Source organism: Tsuneonella sediminis (genome assembly GCF_051912845.1).
GTDB classification, from domain to species: Bacteria; Pseudomonadota; Alphaproteobacteria; order Sphingomonadales; family Sphingomonadaceae; genus Tsuneonella; species Tsuneonella sediminis.
In genome coordinates, this window is sequence record NZ_JBNCBU010000002.1 from 15,699 (window position 1) to 33,184 (window position 17,486).

Annotated in this window: 15 protein-coding genes; 8 read left to right on the forward strand and 7 right to left on the reverse strand. The window is 67.3% G+C overall.

The window, feature by feature from the left end; genetic code table 11:
• Window positions 1-47 precede the first annotated feature (47 nt).
• The 5 genes from ACPV3N_RS10695 (at window position 48) to ACPV3N_RS10715 (ending at window position 5,610) form a co-directional block, all read left to right on the forward strand.
• Complete coding sequence (locus ACPV3N_RS10695) at window positions 48-1,601, forward strand: type II and III secretion system protein family protein (RefSeq protein ID WP_440117587.1); 1,554 nt, start codon at window positions 48-50, stop codon at window positions 1,599-1,601.
• A gap of 14 nt (window positions 1,602-1,615) precedes the next feature.
• The gene (locus ACPV3N_RS10700) at window positions 1,616-2,260 is read left to right on the forward strand and encodes a CpaD family pilus assembly protein (protein WP_440117589.1); all 645 of its coding nucleotides are present in this window, start codon (window positions 1,616-1,618) and stop codon (window positions 2,258-2,260) included.
• A gap of 4 nt (window positions 2,261-2,264) precedes the next feature.
• Window positions 2,265-3,545 (forward strand): CpaE/TadZ family protein, encoded by a 1,281-nt coding sequence (locus ACPV3N_RS10705; protein ID WP_440117591.1) that lies wholly within the window; start codon window positions 2,265-2,267, stop codon window positions 3,543-3,545.
• Window positions 3,546-3,626: 81 nt separating this feature from the next.
• A complete protein-coding gene (locus ACPV3N_RS10710; protein WP_440117593.1) occupies window positions 3,627-4,598 on the forward strand; it encodes a type II secretion system F family protein in 972 nt (323 codons plus the stop codon).
• Window positions 4,599-4,608: 10 nt separating this feature from the next.
• Window positions 4,609-5,610 carry a type II secretion system F family protein gene (locus tag ACPV3N_RS10715; protein WP_440117595.1) on the forward strand — a complete coding sequence of 334 codons (1,002 nt, stop codon included), beginning with the start codon at window positions 4,609-4,611 and terminating at the stop codon, window positions 5,608-5,610.
• 28 nt (window positions 5,611-5,638) lie between these two features.
• Here the strand turns inward: ACPV3N_RS10715 and ACPV3N_RS10720 are convergent, their stop codons facing one another.
• From ACPV3N_RS10720 to ACPV3N_RS10740, 5 genes are all read right to left on the reverse strand, one after another.
• On the reverse strand, window positions 5,639-6,127 hold the full coding sequence (locus ACPV3N_RS10720) for a MarR family winged helix-turn-helix transcriptional regulator (RefSeq protein WP_440117597.1): 489 nt from the start codon (window positions 6,125-6,127) through the stop codon (window positions 5,639-5,641).
• Window positions 6,128-6,179: 52 nt separating this feature from the next.
• Window positions 6,180-7,058, reverse strand: a complete 879-nt coding sequence (locus ACPV3N_RS10725) for a phosphorylase family protein (protein WP_440117599.1) — start codon at window positions 7,056-7,058, stop codon at window positions 6,180-6,182.
• Window positions 7,055-7,927, reverse strand: a complete 873-nt coding sequence (locus ACPV3N_RS10730) for a crotonase/enoyl-CoA hydratase family protein (RefSeq protein ID WP_440117601.1) — start codon at window positions 7,925-7,927, stop codon at window positions 7,055-7,057. The genes ACPV3N_RS10725 and ACPV3N_RS10730 overlap by 4 nt, the downstream gene beginning before the upstream one ends.
• 161 nt (window positions 7,928-8,088) lie before the next feature.
• The gene (locus ACPV3N_RS10735) at window positions 8,089-8,871 is read right to left on the reverse strand and encodes an SDR family NAD(P)-dependent oxidoreductase (RefSeq protein ID WP_440117603.1); all 783 of its coding nucleotides are present in this window, start codon (window positions 8,869-8,871) and stop codon (window positions 8,089-8,091) included.
• Between the two features lie 127 nt (window positions 8,872-8,998).
• The gene (locus ACPV3N_RS10740) at window positions 8,999-10,171 is read right to left on the reverse strand and encodes an acetyl-CoA C-acetyltransferase (RefSeq protein WP_440117605.1); all 1,173 of its coding nucleotides are present in this window, start codon (window positions 10,169-10,171) and stop codon (window positions 8,999-9,001) included.
• 153 nt (window positions 10,172-10,324) lie between these two features.
• Between ACPV3N_RS10740 and ACPV3N_RS10745 the strand changes: the two genes are divergently transcribed.
• Together ACPV3N_RS10745 and ACPV3N_RS10750 are read left to right on the forward strand one after the other, a co-directional pair.
• Window positions 10,325-11,065, forward strand: coding sequence for a 2OG-Fe(II) oxygenase (locus ACPV3N_RS10745; RefSeq protein WP_440117607.1), 741 nt, complete (start codon window positions 10,325-10,327; stop codon window positions 11,063-11,065).
• A gap of 9 nt (window positions 11,066-11,074) precedes the next feature.
• Window positions 11,075-12,739, forward strand: a complete 1,665-nt coding sequence (locus ACPV3N_RS10750) for a tetratricopeptide repeat protein (protein ID WP_440117609.1) — start codon at window positions 11,075-11,077, stop codon at window positions 12,737-12,739.
• A 90-nt stretch (window positions 12,740-12,829) separates the two neighbouring features.
• Here ACPV3N_RS10750 and ACPV3N_RS10755 read toward each other — a convergent pair whose 3' ends face one another.
• Window positions 12,830-15,808 (reverse strand): TonB-dependent receptor domain-containing protein, encoded by a 2,979-nt coding sequence (locus ACPV3N_RS10755; RefSeq protein ID WP_440117611.1) that lies wholly within the window; start codon window positions 15,806-15,808, stop codon window positions 12,830-12,832.
• A gap of 307 nt (window positions 15,809-16,115) precedes the next feature.
• Here ACPV3N_RS10755 and ACPV3N_RS10760 point away from each other — a divergent pair, with 307 nt between their 5' ends.
• Entirely contained in the window at window positions 16,116-16,646 is a 531-nt protein-coding gene (locus tag ACPV3N_RS10760; RefSeq protein WP_440117613.1) for a hypothetical protein, read from the forward strand.
• Window positions 16,647-16,672: 26 nt separating this feature from the next.
• On the opposite strand, the gene ACPV3N_RS10765 is transcribed toward ACPV3N_RS10760, so the two are convergent.
• Window positions 16,673-17,476: a 2OG-Fe(II) oxygenase gene (locus ACPV3N_RS10765; protein WP_440117615.1), complete on the reverse strand. Its 804-nt coding sequence runs from the start codon at window positions 17,474-17,476 to the stop codon at window positions 16,673-16,675.
• Between the last annotated feature and the right edge of the window lie 10 nt (window positions 17,477-17,486).

A 17,486-nucleotide genomic window follows, 5' to 3' on the forward strand; every position in this document is an offset into this window, starting at 1 on the left:
GCAACCGCTTTTCCGGCACCGAACCGAGCCATTCGAGGGGCACGACAATGAAACGCCGACTGACTGCCACGCTGCTGCTCGCGAGCCTGGCCGCCGGCCCGCTCGCCGGGATCAGCGCCCTGCCTGCGGCCGCGCAGAACGCGATCGCACCGACCCGCGACATCAACCTGTCGATCGGCCGCGGCGAACTGATCAACATCCCGGGCAACATGTCCGATGTATTCATCGCCAACGACAATGTCGCCGACGTCCAGATCAAGTCGGAGCGGCAGCTCTATCTCTTCGGGAAGTCCGGCGGGGTGACCACCGTTTACGCCAGCAACAAGGCCGGCGCGGTGATCTGGTCGGCCAACGTCCGCGTGGGCTCCAACATCGACAGCGTCGACCAGATGCTGGCGCTGGCGATGCCCGAGGCGCAGGTCAACGTCGCCACGATGGGGACCAACACCTTCCTGCTGACCGGCACAGTCGCCGCGCCCGAAGACGCTGCCGAGGCCGAACGCCTCGTCCAGGCCTTCGTCGGCGAGGAAGCGAACGTCATCACCCGGCTCAAGACCGCGACGCCGCTTCAGGTCAACCTGCAGGTCCGCTTCGCCGAAGTCAGTCGCTCGCTCGTCCGCGAGATCGGCTCGAACCTCCAGACCGTCGATACGACGGGCGGTTTCAAGTTCGGCGTGACGACCGGTCGCGGGGCGACCACGACCTACGCGCCGGGCAGCCCGGCGGGTCTCGGCGTCGGGTTTACCTCCGCTCCGCAGGGCGGCAGCCTGGTACGCGGCAACGGCAGCGGGTCGACCCTTGCCGGCTTCGGCAAGCTGTTCGGCCTCGACATCGCGAGCGCATTCGACCTTGCCGAGCGTGTGGGCCTGATCAGCACCCTGTCGCAGCCCAACCTGACCGCGCTGTCGGGCGAAACCGCCGACTTCCTTGCCGGCGGCGAGTTCCCGATCCCGATCAGCCAGGGCCTCGGTTCGACCTCGATCGAGTATCGCAAGTACGGCGTCAGCCTTGCCTACACCCCGACGGTGCTGGCGAACGGGCGGATCAGCCTGCGCGTCCGGCCCGAGGTTTCCGAGTTGTCGAGCCAGGGCGCGGTCTCGATCAACGGCTTCCAGATTCCCGCGTTGACGATCCGCCGGGCGGAGACGACGATCGAGCTCGGCTCGGGCCAGAGCTTCATGATCGCCGGCCTGATGAGCAACAACGCGCAGAACTCGATCGACAAGACGCCGGGCCTCGGAGACGTGCCCATCCTGGGCAACCTGTTCCGCTCGACCTCGTTCCGCAAGGGCGAGACCGAACTGGTGATCGTGGTGACGCCTTACCTTGTCCAGCCGGTCAACGAACGCGACATCAAGCTCCCGACCGATGGTTTCCGCGCCGCGGACGAGGCGACCCGCCTGTTCGGCATGGAGGACAACGCCGGGGTTACCGGAGAGGGCCGACCAGGTCCGACCGCGGTACAGGGCCAGGTTCCGGCCGCCCCCGGCATCTCGCAGTTGATGCCTGACGCTGCACCCAACGCATCGAGCAAGCGCAAGAAGCGCCGCACCGCCAAGAACGACGCCGACGTGCCCGCGCCCGGCTTCAGCATCCAGTGAGGAAGGTGAGAGTGATGACCATCAAACGCCATATCGCGGGCGCTCTCGCCCTCAGCCTTGGCCTCTCCACCGCTGCCTGCAGCGGACCGGCCTGGGACAACGCCAGCCTCAACAGCGTGCGCCAGCCGGTGATCGAGCGCACGACCTACACGCTCGATGTCGCCAGCGGCTACGACGGGCTGTCGATTCCGGAGCAACAGCGTCTGGCCGGTTGGTTCGACGCGATGAACCTGCGCTACGGCGACCGGGTATCGATCGAGGATCCCGCTGCCAGCGGTGCCACCAAGGCTGCAGTTGCCGCCATCGCGGCACGCCATGGGATCCTTCTGGCCGACGGCGCTCCCGTGACCGAGGGTCACGTGCAGCCCGGGACGGCGCGTGTGGTCATCACCCGTTCGACCGCTTCGGTGCCGAATTGCCCGAACTGGGAGCGCAGGAGCGACATGAACTACGCCAACGCGACCTCGCCCGGCTACGGCTGCGCGATCAACGGCAACCTGGCGGCGATGGTCGCCAATCCGGAAGATCTGATCGCAGGCCAGGCCGGCACGGGCGAGACCGTGATCATGAGTTCGACGAAGGCCATCGAGAGCTATCGCAAGCGCGCCCCGACGGGCGAAGGCGAGCTCAAGGCTTCCAGCACTGGCGGAGGGAACTAAGACGATGAATGCCCCTTGGAAACCAGGCCCGGGTGGCCGCGATCCGTTCGCCGCCTTCATCTGCGACGAAACCGCGCTCGACACGCTGCGTCCGGTCGTCATCGAGATGGGCTGGCAGCCGGAGAAGTGCGCCAAGGGCGGACTGCGCAACGCCGTGCAGTCGCTCTCGGTGTCGGCCAGTCCCAACATCCTCATGGTGGACCTGTCGGAAAGCGGCGACCCGCTCAACGACATCAACGCCCTTGCCGAGGTCTGCGAGCCGGGAACGGTCGTAGTCGCGGTCGGCCAGGTCAACGACGTGCGCCTCTATCGCGACCTGCTCGCGAGCGGCATCCACGACTACCTGCTCAAGCCGCTGTCGGCCGGCCAGCTGCGCGACGCGCTGACCCAGGCCCAGGCGGTCTTCGCGGCCCCGAAGGCAAATGATCCCGACGCGGTCAAGCGGCACATCTCGACCGCGATCGTCGGAACGCGTGGCGGCGTGGGCGCCTCCACCCTGGCGACGTCGCTGGCGTGGATGTTCTCGGCCGATCACAAGCTGCCGACCGCGCTGCTCGATCTCGACGTGCATTTCGGAACCGGCGCTCTCGCGCTCGATCTCGAGCCGGGCCGCGGATTGACGGACGCGATCGACAACCCCAGCCGTATCGACGGGTTGTTCATCGAACGGGCCATGATCCGCGCGAACGACAATCTCGCGATTCTCTCGGCCGAGGCTCCGATCAACTCGCCGCTGATGACCGACGGCAGCGCCTTCGTTCAGCTCGAAGAGGAGTTCCGTCACGCGTTCGAGATGACCGTGATCGACCTGCCGCGGAACATGCTGATCAACTTTCCGCACCTCCTTTCGGATGTGAACGTCGTGGTGCTCGCCACCGAGATGACGCTGGCGAGTGCGCGCGACACGATCCGCATCCTGAGCTGGCTGAAAACCAACGCGACGCATGCCCATCCGCTGATCGTCGCCAACAAGGTCCAGACCGGCGTGGCGGAGATCAGTAAGGCCGACTTCGAGGCCTCGATCGAGCGCAAAATCGACTTCACGATCCCGTACGATCTCAAGGCCGCGGCCAACGCCGCCAAGCTGGGCCAGACCTTTGCCGACGCGAACCGCGGAAGCAAGGCGAGCACCACGATCCGCCAGCTCGCCGATCGCATCATCGGCACGTCCGACGAGGAAGCGCAGAGCGAAGAGCAGACGGCGAAGAAATCGCTCCTCGGCGGCTTCGACTTCAAGTCGCTGCTGGCCAAGAAATCCAAGGCCCCGGCGGCAGCCGAGGCCTGACGTCCGGCACGCGGTCGCGGGGCGCTCCCGCGGCCGGGTGCTGGCCGCTGAACGACAGGTACAAGGGGACGGACCGGTCCGATGAGCACTCTCCAGCTTCTGCTGTTCGCCGGTGGGCTGATGGCCATCATGGTCCTCGGCTATTCCGCGCTCTCGGGTCCATCGCCCGCGAAGGAAGGCAATCGCCGCCTCCAGGCGGTGCGCTACCGCCATTCCGAGAGCACCGATACCAAGGTCGAATCCCAGCTCAAGAAAGCGATCGCGGCCCGCAAGCCCAAGGCCTTCAAGGTCGCCGGCTCGGGGTCCCGGATCGCAGCCCTCGCGGTTCGGCTCGACCGAACGGGCAAGAACTGGACGCTGATGAACTACCTCTACGCCTCGCTGGGCGTCGCGGTGGTCGTGATGGTCATCATCTACCTCAAGTCCGGCGCGGCGATGCTGAGCCTCGGGGTCGGGCTGTTCGCCGGCGCGGGCATTCCGCACATGGCCGTCAATTTCTTCATCAAGCGGCGGACGAACCAGTTCAACGCGAAGTTTCCCGACGCGATCGAGCTTCTCGTGCGCGGCCTGCGCTCAGGTCTGCCCGTGACCGAGACCCTCGCGGTCGTCGCGACCGAGATCGAGGGTCCGGTGGGCGTCGAGTTCAAGGGCATCGTGGACCGGATCAAGGTCGGGCGGACGATGGAGGAATCGCTCCAGGTGACCGCCGACCGGCTCGGCATCGCGGAATTCAGCTTCTTCTGCATCACACTTGCCATCCAGCGCGAAACGGGCGGCAACCTTGCCGAGACGCTGTCGAACCTCGCCGACGTGCTGCGCAAGCGCGGCCAGATGAAGCTCAAGATCAAGGCGATGAGCTCGGAATCGAAGGCCTCGGCCTATATCGTGGGTTCGCTGCCGTTCATCGTGTTCTTCATGATCTGGTGGATCAATCCGACCTATCTTTCCGGCTTTTTCTCCGACGACCGGCTGATCGTCGCAGGCCTCGGCGGGATGGTCTGGATGGGCATCGGCGTGTTCATCATGGCCAAGATGGTCAGCTTCGAAATCTGAGCAGGTAGACATGACCCCTTCAGGACCCACCCTTCTCGGTTTCGACGTCATCCTCGTCGGCACTTTGCTCGCCGCCGTGGCCGCGCTGGCGATGATGATGGCGATCTACGCCGCGGTTACCGTCAAGGACCCGATGGCGAAGCGCGTGAAAGCGCTCAACGCCCGCCGCGAGGAGCTCAAGGCGGGGATCGTCAAGACCAACGCCCGCAAGCGCACCAGCCTGGTCCGGCGCACCGACCAGACCGATCGCGTCCGCGAAGCGCTGGCGAACATGAAGGTGCTGCAGCAGAGCCAGATCGAGACGATCCAGCAGAAGCTGGCCTGGGCGGGCTATCGCAACAAGGAACTGGCGGTCTACGTCATCGGCGCGCGGATGGTCCTGCCGATCGTGTTCGGCCTCACGGCATTCCTCGCGCTCTACGTGATGAACGTGATGCCCGAATGGGGCAGCATGAAGAAGCTGTTCGGCCTCACCGCCGCGGTCGGTTTCGGCTACAAGGCGCCCGAGATCTTCCTCAAGAACAAGGCCGGCAAGCGCACCGACGCGGTGCGCAAGGGCCTGCCCGACGCGCTCGACCTGCTGGTGATCTGCGCGGAAGCCGGCCTCACCGTCGACGCCGCATTCAACCGGGTGGCGAAGGAACTCGGCCGCGCCTATCCCGAACTTGGCGACGAGTTCGCGCTGACCGCAATCGAGCTCTCGTTCCTGACCGAACGCAAGATGGCGTTCGACAACCTTGCCTACCGGGTCAACCTCGACAGCATCAAGGGCGTGGTGACGACCATGGTGCAGACCGAACGTTACGGCACGCCGCTGGCTTCCGCCCTGCGCGTGCTGTCGGCGGAGTTTCGCAACGAACGCATGATGCGCGCCGAGGAAAAGGCCGCGCGCCTTCCGGCGATCATGACCGTGCCGCTGATCCTGTTCATCCTGCCGACGCTTTTCGTCGTCATTCTGGGTCCTGCGGCGTGTTCGATCAGCGACGCATTCGCCGCCAAGCCCGGCCAGTAGGCATCGCGGGCGGGTTCGGCCGCGGGTCTCAGGACCCGTAGTCGACCCCGCCGTCGAGCCCTTCGTGCTCGAAATCGCCGGCCGCCGCGCGCAGGCGGGCGAGCAGGGTGCGGAAGGTCTCGCGCTCGCCCGCGCTGAACCCCTCGAACAACTTGGCCTCCATCTCGAGCGCTAGCGGCATGATCCGGCCATGCATCGCCCGGCCCTCCGGGGTGAGTTCGAGATGGTGCGAGCGCCCGTCGCGCTCGTTCGCGGTGCGCGCGGCGAGACCGCGATCCTCGAGTTCCTTGCACGCGCGGTTGACCGCCACCTTGTCCATCAGCGTCGCCTCGGTCAGATCGCGCTGGGTGAGCGCGCCGGCATCCCCCAGCACCGCCATCACGCGCCATTCCGCGATGCGTAGCCCGAAGGCCGCTCTATAGGCGTCGGCAACCCGTCCCGAGACCGCGTTCGAGGTCACCGACAACAGGTAGGGCAGGAAATCGGCAAGGCGGGTGCTGGTCGCGTTCTCGGTCATTGCCGACAAGTTTCTATAGAAACCGGCTGGCGTGGCAAGCCGATGACCCCGACTACGCCTGCCCTTGCCTGCGCAGGACGCGCCCGGCGACCGCGTCGAGCATGGCGATCTGCCGCCCATCGCGCATGGCAGGCGCGGTGGCGAGTGCGTTGTCGAGCGCGGTGTCGATCGGCGACGCCGTTCGTTCGGCCGGCAAGGCCCTGGCCAGCGCCGCCATGGCCCCGCGCGCGAGCGCCGCGTTCGCCTTCATCACCCCGAAGACTTCGGCCGCTTCGACCGGCGGCCCCTCGCGCCAGCAGTCGTAGTCGATGACCATGCCGAGCAGCGCGTACGGCAGTTCGGCCTCGCGGGCGAGGCGCGCCTCGGGCATGGCGGTCATGCCGATCACGTCGCCGCCCCACTCGCGCAGCAGCCTGCTTTCGGCCCGGGTCGAGAATTGCGGGCCGTCGATCGCGACATAGCAGCCGCCGCGGTGCACCGTGGCGCCGGCTGCCTCGCCCGCCCCTGCGACGAAATCCGACAGGCGCGGGCAGATCGGATCTGCCAGGCTGACGTGGGCGACCATTCCGTGGCCAAAAAAGCTGCGTTCGCGGCCCGTAGTCCGGTCGATGAACTGGTCGACCGCCACGAAATGGCCCGGCGCCAGTTCCTCGCGTAGCGAGCCGATCGCTGACAGGGCCACGAGGTCCGTCGCGCCCGCGCGCTTGAGCACGTCGACGTTCGCCCGGTAGTTCACCGCCGCCGGCGGCAGGACATGTCCGGTTCCGTGCCGCGCGAGGAAACTGAACCGTACTCCTTCGAGCAGCCCGGTGGTCACCGGCCCCGACGGCTCGCCGAACGGCGAACGCACGGCGATCGATTGCGCCTCGTCGAGCGCAAGGCCGTCATGGAGGCCCGAACCGCCGATGACCCCGATGTGCCAGCCCGTCATCGGTATTCCGGCTCGTCCCACCAGGGATAGAAATCAGGCATGTCGGCGCTGACCGTATCCGGATAGGCGGGCGCTCGCTTCTCGAGGAAGCTCGCGATCCCCTCGCGCGCGTCGGCGCTGCGGCTCAGCCGGTAGATCGCCCGGCTGTCGACCCGGTGCGCCATCATCGGGTGATCTGCCGCGGAAAGCCGCCAGAGCATCGCGCGCGTCATCGCGACCGACACCGCGGAGGTGTTTTCGGCGATCTCGTGCGCGAGGCCGAGCGCGACTCCGAGCAGGTCCTGCTGCGGGTGGACCGAGCGCACGAGGCCCTTCGCCAGCGCTTCTCCGGCGTCGAATATCCGCCCGGTCATGCACCATTCGAGTGCGGTCTGCATGCCCACGAGGCGCGGCAGGAACCAGCTCGATGCGGCTTCCGGGGTAATCCCGCGCCGCGCGAACACGAAGCCGAACCGCGCGGTGTCCGCGCACAGCCGCATGTCCATCGGCAACTGCATCGTCGCCCCCACGCCCACCGCGACCCCGTTGCACGCTGAGATCAGCGGCTTCTTCGCATCGAACAGGCGCAGCGTCAGCCGCCCGCCCCCATCGCGCACGCGCTCGTCCGACAGATCCTCGACCGGGTTGGGGTCGGAGAACACGTGGCCCCCGCCCTCCGGCGTCAGGTCCGCCCCGGCGCAGAACGCGCGGTCGCCGCTGCCGGTAAAGATCACCGCGCGGACCCGGTCGTCGCCGTCCGCCTCGTCCATCGCGTCGATGATTTCGGCCATCATCGTGCGGGTGAAGGCGTTCATCTTCTCGGGCCGGTTCAGCGTGACCAGCGCCACCGGCCCCTGCACGTCGTAGCTGATCTGGGTGTAGCCGGTCATGGTCGCATCTCTCCGTTCGCCCAGGCCCTGTCACACATGTCACACAGTCCTGGATCAAAAAAACAGGCGCCCTCCGCCCCGCTTGGAAATGCAGGAAGGAAGGCGCCCGGATTCGTCATCGACACAGGCCTAGCGCGGGCCTGGCCGTGTAGGAAAGTCCATCAGCGCGGAGCCATCCGGATCGCACCGTCGAGGCGCACGTCCTCGCCGTTGAAATAGCCGTTCTCGATCATGCACATGGCGAGCATGGCATATTCCTCGGACCGGCCGAGCCGCTTGGGGAACGGCACCGAGGCGGCGAGCGCTTCCTTTACCTGCGGCGGCGCGGCATTCATCAGCGGCGTGTCGAAGATACCGGGCAGGATGGTATTCACCCGGATGCCCTCGCCCATCAGGTCGCGCGCGATGGGGAGCGTCATCCCGACCACCCCGCCCTTCGATGCCGAATAGGCGGCCTGCCCGATCTGGCCGTCCTCGGCCGCGACCGAGGCGGTGTTGACGATGGCGCCGCGCTCTCCGTCGTCCATCGGGTCGAGCGTCAGCATCCCGGCGGCCGACTTGGCGATGCAGCGGAAAGTGCCGACGAGGTTGATCTGGATGATCCAGTTGAACGCCTCGAGCGGGAAATGGCGGATGCTGCCGTCTTCCTTCGAACGGCTGGCGGTCTTGATCGCGTTGCCGGTGCCTGCGCAGTTGACGAGGATCCGCTCCTGGCCGTGTGCCTCGCGCGCCTTGGCGAAACCGGCATCGACCGAGGCGTCGTCGGTGACGTTGACTTCGCAGAACACGCCGCCGATCTCGTCGGCGACCGCCCTGCCCTTCTCTTCCTGCAGGTCGAAGATCGCGACCTTTGCGCCCTTGGCCGCGAGCGCGCGCGCGGTCGCCGCGCCCAGACCCGATGCCCCGCCGGTGACCACGGCTGCGGTGTTGCTGTCGACTTTCATGCTGTTCCTACTCCCGTAACTGTCCGCGCGGCTTCGGCCCGAAGTGAATGCGGCTCGCATTCCCGCATGACCCGACAGGTCTCGGATTGCAACCGGCCACTGTGCCGGGCCGCGGTGAATTGGCTTGTCAGACCGCTTCGATGATGGTCACGTTGGCGATGCCGCCGCCCTCGCACATCGTCTGCAGGCCATACTTGAGCCCGCGCGCATGGAGCGCGTTCAGCAGCGTCGCCATCAGCTTGGTCCCGCTCGCGCCGAGCGGGTGACCGAGCGCGATCGCCCCGCCGTTGACGTTAAGCCTGTCGGGATCGGCACCCGTGTGCTCGAGCCAGGCCATCGGCACCGGCGCGAACGCCTCGTTGACCTCGTAAAGGTCGATATCGCCGATCTTCAGGCCAGCCCGGCCAAGCGCCTTGTCCGTCGCGAACAGCGGTTCCTCGAGCATGATGACCGGATCGCCCGCGGTCACGGTCAGCGTGTGAATTCGCGCCCGCGGGGTAAGGCCGAGTTCCTTCAGCGCCGTTTCGGATACGATCAGTGCGGCGCTCGACCCGTCGCAGATCTGGCTCGAACTCGCGGCAGTCAGCTTGCCGCCTTCCTGCAGCAGCTTGACCGAGGCGATGCCTTCCAGCGTGGCGTCGAAGCGGATGCCCTCGTCCACGGTATGCTCGACCCGCCCCTCGGGCGTGTCGACGGTGATCGGCACGATCTCGCGCTCGAACGCACCCGCCTTCGTCGCCGCCGCCGCCTTCTGGTGGCTCGCCAGCGCGAAGCGGTCGATCTCCTCCTTCGTCATGCCGTACTTGTCGGCGATCATCTGGGCGCCGGCGAACTGCGAGAACATCACGCCGGGAAACTCTTCCTCGAGCCGGGGCGACTTGTAGTGGCCCATGCCCTCCTTCATGTGGAAGGTCAGGTTCGTGCCCATGGGCACCCGGGTCATGCTCTCGACGCCGGCGGCAATGACCGCGTCCTGGGTACCGCTCATCACCGCTTGCGCGGCGAACTGGATCGCCTGCTGCGAGGAACCGCACTGGCGGTCGATCGTGACCGCCGGGCATGAACGGGGCAGGCGCGTGCTGGCCAGTACGGCCATTCTTCCCACCTGCATCGCCTGTTCGCCAGCCTGGGTCACGCAGCCCATGACGACGTCGTCGACCTTCGCGGGGTCGATCCCCGTGCGCTCGACGAGAGCGTCGAGGACCGTAGCGGCGAGATCGACCGGGTGAATTCCGGCAAGGCGCCCGCCGCGGCGGCCACCTGCGGTCCTGACGGCATCGACAATATAGGCAGTGGGCATCGCGTGTACCTTTCAGACTGGCTTTCTTCGTTTCCTAGTGGAGCGCCCCTCGGGCGGCAATCGGCCGTTCGCCCCCTCGCGTGGTGTCTTGGCGGCGACAGGGCGCTGCCGTAAGGCCGGAGACCAACGCTCGGGAAGAGAGGGTCCGCCCGCATGTCCAAGACGCTGTTCGCGGTGAACCCGGAAGCCGACCTGCCGGGGGCACGCGCGCGTTTTTCGCAAACCGGACGGGCGCAGGTGCGCGACTTCCTGATGCCCGGGGCCGCCCGGGAAATCCGGTCGCTGCTGGAGGACGGGACGCCGTGGGGCCTGTCAGTCCAGGCCGGCGAATCCGACCCGCCCGAACAGGTGCGGGCGGATGAGTTGCAAGCCGACCCTGCCGTTCGCCGTCGCGTCGCGGACCGCGCCCGCGAGGCGCACCGCGCGGCGGGCGCGGGGCAGTTCGCGTTCGTCCATGCCCGCTATTCGCTTGTCGAGGCCTATCTCGGCCGGTGGAACCCGGACGGCGCCCACGACATCCTGCTCGAACACCTGAACACGCCGGATTTCCTCGATCCGCTGCGCGCGCTCACGGGCATCCCGGAGATCGTCAAGGCCGATGCCCACGCGAGCCTGTTTGCGCCCGGCCACTTCCTCACAAGCCACCTCGACGAACATTCGGGCGAAGGCCGGCGGGTCGCCTATGTCCTTAATTTCGCTCCGGACGACTGGTACACCGACTGGGGCGGCTACCTCGTCTTCTTCGATGCCGATGGAGATATCGTCGAGGGGTTCAGGCCGCGGTTCAATTCGCTCAATCTCTTTCGCGTGCCGCAGGCGCATTCCGTCACCTTTGTCCCGCCCTTCGCCCCGGCCACGCGGCTGGCGATCAGCGGCTGGCTGCTGGACCGCTGACCGCTCGCCGTGACCGAGGCCGCTGCCCTTGCCTCACGCGCCGCGGCGCTCGCCGCCAGCGGTGACGACGCGGGTGCCGAGCGCGCCTTCGAGGACGCGCTGCGCCGCTTTCCGGCCGATGCGCGGCTGCACAACAGCGCGGGCAATTTCCACGCTCAGGCCGGACGGGCGCAGCGCGCGCTCGACCTGTTCGACAGGGCGCTCAGCATCGATCCGGCGCTGCACGAGGCGGCCATCAACGCGGCCATCACGCTCCAGCACCTCGATCGGGCGGGCGAGGCTGCCGCGCGTCTGCACGAACGGGAGAACGCCCTTGCGAGCGACCCCAAGTACTGGTCCGTGCGAGGACATGCCGAGCGGCTTTCCGGGGCTCTGGACCGGGCGGCGGCCAGTTTCTCGCGCGCGCTCGGGATCGATCCCGCACACCCGTCCGCCCTGAAGGGCCGCGCGCGCGTCGCGCTCGAACAGGGAGAGGCGCGGGCGGCGGAAGACCACGAACGGGCGCTCGCCCGCAATCCGGGCGATCCGGACCTCGTCCACGACTATGCGCATGCGCTGCGCGAGGCGGGGCACCACGACGAGGCGCGCACGGTCGCATCGCTGCTGGTCGAAGGGCAACCGGGCTGGCCCGACGGGCTGGTCCTGCTGGCATCGATGCGGTGGGCCGCCGGCGAGCGGGACCAGTTCGACGACCACTTCGCCGCCGCTACCAGGAGCGGAGCGACGCCCGACATCTACCTTGCTTGGGCCAACACGCTGTCGGGGGTCGACCGGCATTCGCGCGCGGCCGAAGTCCTCGCCGCCGCGCGCAGCCGCTGGGCCGACGACCAGCGGCTCGCGCTCGCCGAGGCCATCGCCGTCGCCGAAAGCGGCGATGCCGCACGTGCTGAGGCGCTCTTTGCAGCAGGGGGGGCGGACCCCGCGCCAGAATGGGCGGTCGAACGCGCCCGCAACCTGCTGCGCCTGGACGAGCCGCAGCGCGCCGAGGCGCTGCTTGCCCCGGTCGCCGAGACAGACCTGCGCAACGTCGCGGCGTGGTCGCTGCGCGATCTCGCCTGGCGGATGACCGGGGATGCGCGCCACGCATGGCTTCATGGCCAGGACGGACTGATCCGGATGCTGCCGCTCGGCCTGCCCGACTTGTCCGATGCACGCGATCTGCTCGACCGGATTCACGCCCACTCGGCGCCGCCGATCGGGCAGTCGGTCAAGGAAGGCAGCCAGACTCGCGGCGCGTTGTTCGCCCGCACCGAACCGGGCATCGCGGCGATCGGGCGCGCGGTGCTGGCGGCGCTCGAGACCTACCGCGCCGGCCTGCCGCCCGCCGACCCGCGCCACCCCCTGCTCGCATTCCGGGATGCGCCGTGGCAGATCACCGGGAGCTGGTCGATCCTGCTGCAGGGCGCCGGCCATCACGCCGCCCACATCCACCCGCTCGGCGTTCTTTCGTCGGCGGCCTATTTCACCTTGCCCGGCGGCATCGACCGGGCGGACAAGCCCGGCTGGCTGGAACTCGGATCTCCTCCGGAAGGGATGCGGACCGGGCTTGCGCCCCTGAAAACCATTCGCCCCGTCGAAGGCCATTGCGTGCTGTTCCCCAGCACCCTGTTCCACGGCACGCGCGCGATCGCCGCGGGGCGGCGCATGACCGTGGCGTTCGACGTCACCGCATAACCCGGCGCGAAGCCCGGTTCGGAACGCCGGACAAAAAAAGGGCGGCGGTTTCTGCAAACCGCCGCCCCGTTTTTTTCGCGGACTAGCCGATTAGAACTTCAGCTTCGCCGACACGAAGAAGTCGCGACCAAGAACGTCGTAGAAGCTCGGCAGGGTGTTCGCCTGCTCCGCGGCCGAACCGAGGACCGGCGGCTTCTTGTCGAGCAGGTTGTTCACACCGGCGGTGAGCGAGAGGTTCTCGTTCACGTCGGCGCCGAACGACAGGTCGAAGTAGCTGATCGCACCGAGGTACGGCTTCGGCAGGAGCGCCGGGTCGGTGCCGATCCGGGTCAGTCCGTTGAAGACGTTGTCGATGCGGCCGTCCTGGGTCTTGCCCTCGAACCGCCAGCGGCCCGACACCTGCACCGGACCCTGCGAATAGGTCAGGCGTGCGGTGTGGCGGTACTTCGGCAGACCGAAGGTGCCTTCGCCGATGGTCTCCCGCTCGGGAAGCACGGCGATCGGGGTATTGCGGTACTTGTCGAGGTAGGTGCCGAGGTAGAAGAAGCTCACCCGGCCCGGACCGATCGGCATGTTGTAATCGACCTGCACGTCGACGCCGCTGGTTTCGAGGAAACCGACGTTGTCCTGGATGAAGATCGGGTTCTGGCCGCCCGCGGTTTCACCCAGCGCACCGGTCGCCCCGCGCTTGCCGATGAACGGCTGGCAGATCGGGCTCGACAGGTTCTGGACCGTGTTGAAGCACAGAGACAGCGCGGTCGCCAGGCCGCCGAAGCGGGTGCCGATCGTGTCCTCGACCTTGATGTCGAAGTAGTCCGCCGTGATGTTCAGGCGCGGGATGAACGACGGCGAGAAGACGATACCCGCGGTGTAGGTATCCGACGTCTCCTGGCGCACGTTCGGGTTGCCGCCGAAGAAGCCCTGGATCTGCGCGTTCGGCTGCACCGCGCGGGTGAAGACGTTCGCCGCGGGCACACCGTTGGCGATACACAGGTCACGCAGCGTCTGCGTGCGGGTCGCGGCGCTGCCACGATCCGAACAGGGGTCCGTCGCCGCCGGGAAGCCGGTCGACTGGCCGCCGAACAGGTCCTGCACGTTCGGCGCGCGCACCGCGCGGGCGTACTGCGCCCGGAAGCGGATGTCGCGGATCGGGGCGAAATCGATGCCCCCGGTGTAGGTCCAGTTGCCGCCGACCGCCGCAAGCGAATAGTCGGAGTAACGGGCCGCGCCGTTGAGTGACAGGCTGTGGATCATGTTGTCTTCGATGACCGGCACGCGAAGCTCGGCAAAGGCTTCCTTCACGTCGTACGAACCACCGGTCGGCTGACCCGCGTTGAAGCCCAGCACGTCGCCCGAGGCGAGGAACGTGTCGGGGATGTAGCGCGAGCTCATCTTGCGGTATTCGCCGCCCAGCGCGAAGCCGATGTCGTCCGCGCCGAGGCCCAGGTTGAACAGCGAGCCCGAAAGCGAGGCGACGATGTTCTGGAGGTCCGAGTTCTCGAGGTTGGTCGAATCGACCTGGACGTACCGGACCGCGGCCGGATCGGCGAGGCCCGAGCCGAACACGTTGATCGGAACGCACCCGGCAGACCGCGCGCTGGCATCGAGGCACTGGAGGGCACCGGTGCTGGAGAAGCTGGTCTGCAGGGCGTTGATGTACCGGCTGCGCGAGACGTTGCCGCGCTGGATCTGGGTATTGCTCGTACGGGCGTACGAATAGAACAGATCGTAGTTCAGCGTCGGCGTGATCTCACCGCGGAAGCCGCCAAGGACACGGAACGCCTGGCGGGTTGCCTCCTGGTTACGCGAGCCGGCCGAGAGGAAACGGTACTGAACCGGAGTGGTCGCGTAGCCGTCGCCGCGAGTGGCCGCATTCGATTCGGCAGCGTCCTGCTGCTGAAGGCGCGTGCGAGTGGCCGCATCGAAGAACGGGCTGGCGATCTGCAGGTTTGCAGTAACGCCCGTGGGGGTGGGGGCCAGTTCCTGCGCCACGCGGTTGTTCACGTAGCTGAGTTCGCTGTAGAACTGGATTCCGTCGGTGATCTCGTAGCTGCCGTAGGCGCCGATGAGGTACCGTTCCTGGGGCAGCTGGAGGTAGTTCGCCGGGGCGAAGTTGTAGAGGTCGGCCGGGTCCTGGAACGGACGCACGCCGCCGCCGGTCGGGTTGAAGATGAACGAGCTGGTGCCCAGCGTGATCGTGCCGATCGGGCCGGTGGCCGAACCCTGGGGCACGAAACCGACTTCGCCGCCGCGCGTGGCGCAGGTGCTGACGGTGATGCCCGACGGGAACGGCGTGCCGATCTCGGTCTGCGGGTTGGTGCTGCCCGGAACGATGCAGCCGTCGCCAGCCGCCGTGCGCGAGAAGTCGCGGGCGCCCTGGAACACCGGCTTGCGGCGGGTGTAGTTGGCGAACATCGTCACGTTGCCGCGATTGTCGCCGAAGTCCGTGCCGACTGCCACGTTCGCCGAGTAGCGCGCGCCGTCGCCGCGCTCGGTGAGCGAGTAGGTCGCGCCGACCTCGATGCCGTCGACTTCGCGCAGGCGGAAGTTGACGACGCCCGCGACCGCGTCCGAACCGTAAACGGCCGATGCGCCGCCGGTGACGACGTCCACGCCCGAGATCAGGAACTGCGGGATGGTGTTAAGGTCGACGACCTGGTTGGTATCGTAGAACATCCAGCGGCGGCCGTTCACCAGCACCAGCGTGCGGGTCGAGCCGAGGTTGCGCAGGTTCAGCGTGACCGCGCCGTTGCCGGGGTTGTTCGAGAAGCCGGTAACGCCGGGCAGGACCTGCGGCAGCGTGTTGATCACCTGTTCGACGTTCACCGCGCCGCTCAGCTCGAACTCCTCGGCCTGGACGACCGCGACCGGGCTGGTCGAGGTGAGGTCCTTGCGCTGAATGCGCGAACCCGTGACGACGATCGCACCGCCGACATCTTCACCGCCGGTGAAACCGCCCGAGGCGATCGGCGCGGACTGCTCGGTTTCCTGCGCGAAGACAGGCGCGGCAACCGCCGACATCATCACCGTACCTGCAAGCAGGTACGCCTTGCTAAACTTGACGCTCATGTTTGAAGTCCCATTCCCTAATGTGATCAAGGAGTTAAAACCCGTATCTGGGCGCCGCGGCGCCCGGTGATCCCGGACCCCCCTTTCCGAAGATCGGGTCCTGGTCCCGCGCTAGGGGAAACGGGCCTCCGCGAAATCTCATCTAAAGTTAAGCCCGAGGGGCTTTTCACCCTCGCTGTGGCAATTCTGCCGCAGTTAAACGGTGCGTCGGGAGCGCGCTTTCCGGCGCCTTGCCGGACACAGATTCGGAGTCGAAACGGCACCCGGCATGTGGCACTTACTCCCGGCGAAGCGGAAGGAAGTCTTGATGCGGTATTCGGTTTGGGTCGCGGTTGGGCTTGGGGCGGCAATGCTCGGAACTGGGGCATCGGCGCAGGAGGAGGGACCGCGCGACCGTATCGCCGCGCTCAAGGAATGCCGCGCGATACCTGACGATACCGAGCGACTTGCCTGCCTGGACCGGGTCAGCGGCGACGTCGTCGATGCCGCCGAGCGCGGCGAAATCCGGATCGTCACTCGCAAAGACGTCGAGGAGACACGCAGGGGCCTGTTCGGATTCACGCTACCCAAGATCAAGCTGTTCGAAGCCGATCGCGAGGACGGAAGGGAACCGCTCGAGACGCTGGAATCGGTCGTCACGGCGGCGCGCCGGATCGATGCGAAGACCTACCAGTTCAAGATCCGGGACGGCGATGCAACCTGGCAGATCAAGGAAGCGCCGGCGCGCTTCATCGGCCCGAAGGCTGGCGACCGGGTGTCGTTCAAGCGCGCCACGCTGGGCAGTTACTTCGTGCGCATCAACGACCAGGTCGGGGTCAAGGGGCGGCGGATCGATTAGCGCCGCTGCGCCTTTGGCAAAGCCGCCTAGGCCGGTCTGGGCCCTTTGCGGAACCAGCCGGTTATCGAATACCGCCGGCGCGGTGCGAAGGGGGCCACCATCGTCACGCTGTGCGGCTGCGGAACGGCGAACAGATTCAGCGTGTTGAATGCGGGCACGAGCGCTTCTGCGAACCCGTCGCCCTCGGGGTGGAAGGCCAGCAGCCCGCCCCAGTCCAGCCGCCAGTCCCGGCTCAGGTTGAGGACATAGGCCGCCACGCGGTTCTTGCCCTGCACGCCGTCGTCGTGCGCAGTCAGGAAGTGGCCGGGACCATACGCCGTCGCCTGGGCATCCGCGAACGCGATCTCCGGCTCGTCCAGCAGGACCCTGACAAGGTCGAGCACGGGTTCCCCCGACAGGAACTCGGCGTACTCGTCGATCAACATGCCCCGCGCGCTCCGCTCGGCGGCGGAATCGGAAACCCGGATCGTTTCATAGCGATACTGGAAGCCGTAGCGGGCCTGCGCGTAAACCGCCTCGTCAAGTTGCTGCCGCTGCGGCGCGGTCAACGCGGCCTGCGCCTTGCGGTCCAGTTCGAACAGCTTTTCGCCCGAGTTGAGAACCAGTTTCCAGTCGTTCGATAGGGCCAGCGACTCCAGCATTTCGTCTGCAGCAGCGCCGTCGAGGAAGCCGGGGATGCGGATGCGGCCCCTTTGCCCGAACTCGGCCTTCAGCGATGCGGAATCCTCGATCCGGCCAAGCGAAAACCGCGTCGGCGACTGTGCCCCCGTCGCGCGATTGCCGGCCGGCCGGGAAACTCCGCGCGCCTCTATTTTGCCCCTCCCGGCCATGCTCGCCACC

Coding starts and splice junctions, on each gene's coding strand:
- ACPV3N_RS10710 (WP_440117593.1), top strand. CDS start 3,627: ATGAGCACTCTCCAGCTTCTGCTGTTCGCCGGTGGGCTGATGGCCATC.
- ACPV3N_RS10715 (WP_440117595.1), top strand. CDS start 4,609: ATGACCCCTTCAGGACCCACCCTTCTCGGTTTCGACGTCATCCTCGTC.
- ACPV3N_RS10740 (WP_440117605.1), bottom strand. CDS start 10,171: ATGCCCACTGCCTATATTGTCGATGCCGTCAGGACCGCAGGTGGCCGC.
- ACPV3N_RS10700 (WP_440117589.1), top strand. CDS start 1,616: ATGACCATCAAACGCCATATCGCGGGCGCTCTCGCCCTCAGCCTTGGC.
- ACPV3N_RS10735 (WP_440117603.1), bottom strand. CDS start 8,871: ATGAAAGTCGACAGCAACACCGCAGCCGTGGTCACCGGCGGGGCATCG.
- ACPV3N_RS10745 (WP_440117607.1), top strand. CDS start 10,325: ATGTCCAAGACGCTGTTCGCGGTGAACCCGGAAGCCGACCTGCCGGGG.
- ACPV3N_RS10720 (WP_440117597.1), bottom strand. CDS start 6,127: ATGACCGAGAACGCGACCAGCACCCGCCTTGCCGATTTCCTGCCCTAC.
- ACPV3N_RS10730 (WP_440117601.1), bottom strand. CDS start 7,927: ATGACCGGCTACACCCAGATCAGCTACGACGTGCAGGGGCCGGTGGCG.
- ACPV3N_RS10705 (WP_440117591.1), top strand. CDS start 2,265: ATGAATGCCCCTTGGAAACCAGGCCCGGGTGGCCGCGATCCGTTCGCC.
- ACPV3N_RS10725 (WP_440117599.1), bottom strand. CDS start 7,058: ATGACGGGCTGGCACATCGGGGTCATCGGCGGTTCGGGCCTCCATGAC.
- ACPV3N_RS10765 (WP_440117615.1), bottom strand. CDS start 17,476: ATGGCCGGGAGGGGCAAAATAGAGGCGCGCGGAGTTTCCCGGCCGGCC.
- ACPV3N_RS10755 (WP_440117611.1), bottom strand. CDS start 15,808: ATGAGCGTCAAGTTTAGCAAGGCGTACCTGCTTGCAGGTACGGTGATG.
- ACPV3N_RS10695 (WP_440117587.1), top strand. CDS start 48: ATGAAACGCCGACTGACTGCCACGCTGCTGCTCGCGAGCCTGGCCGCC.
- ACPV3N_RS10760 (WP_440117613.1), top strand. CDS start 16,116: ATGCGGTATTCGGTTTGGGTCGCGGTTGGGCTTGGGGCGGCAATGCTC.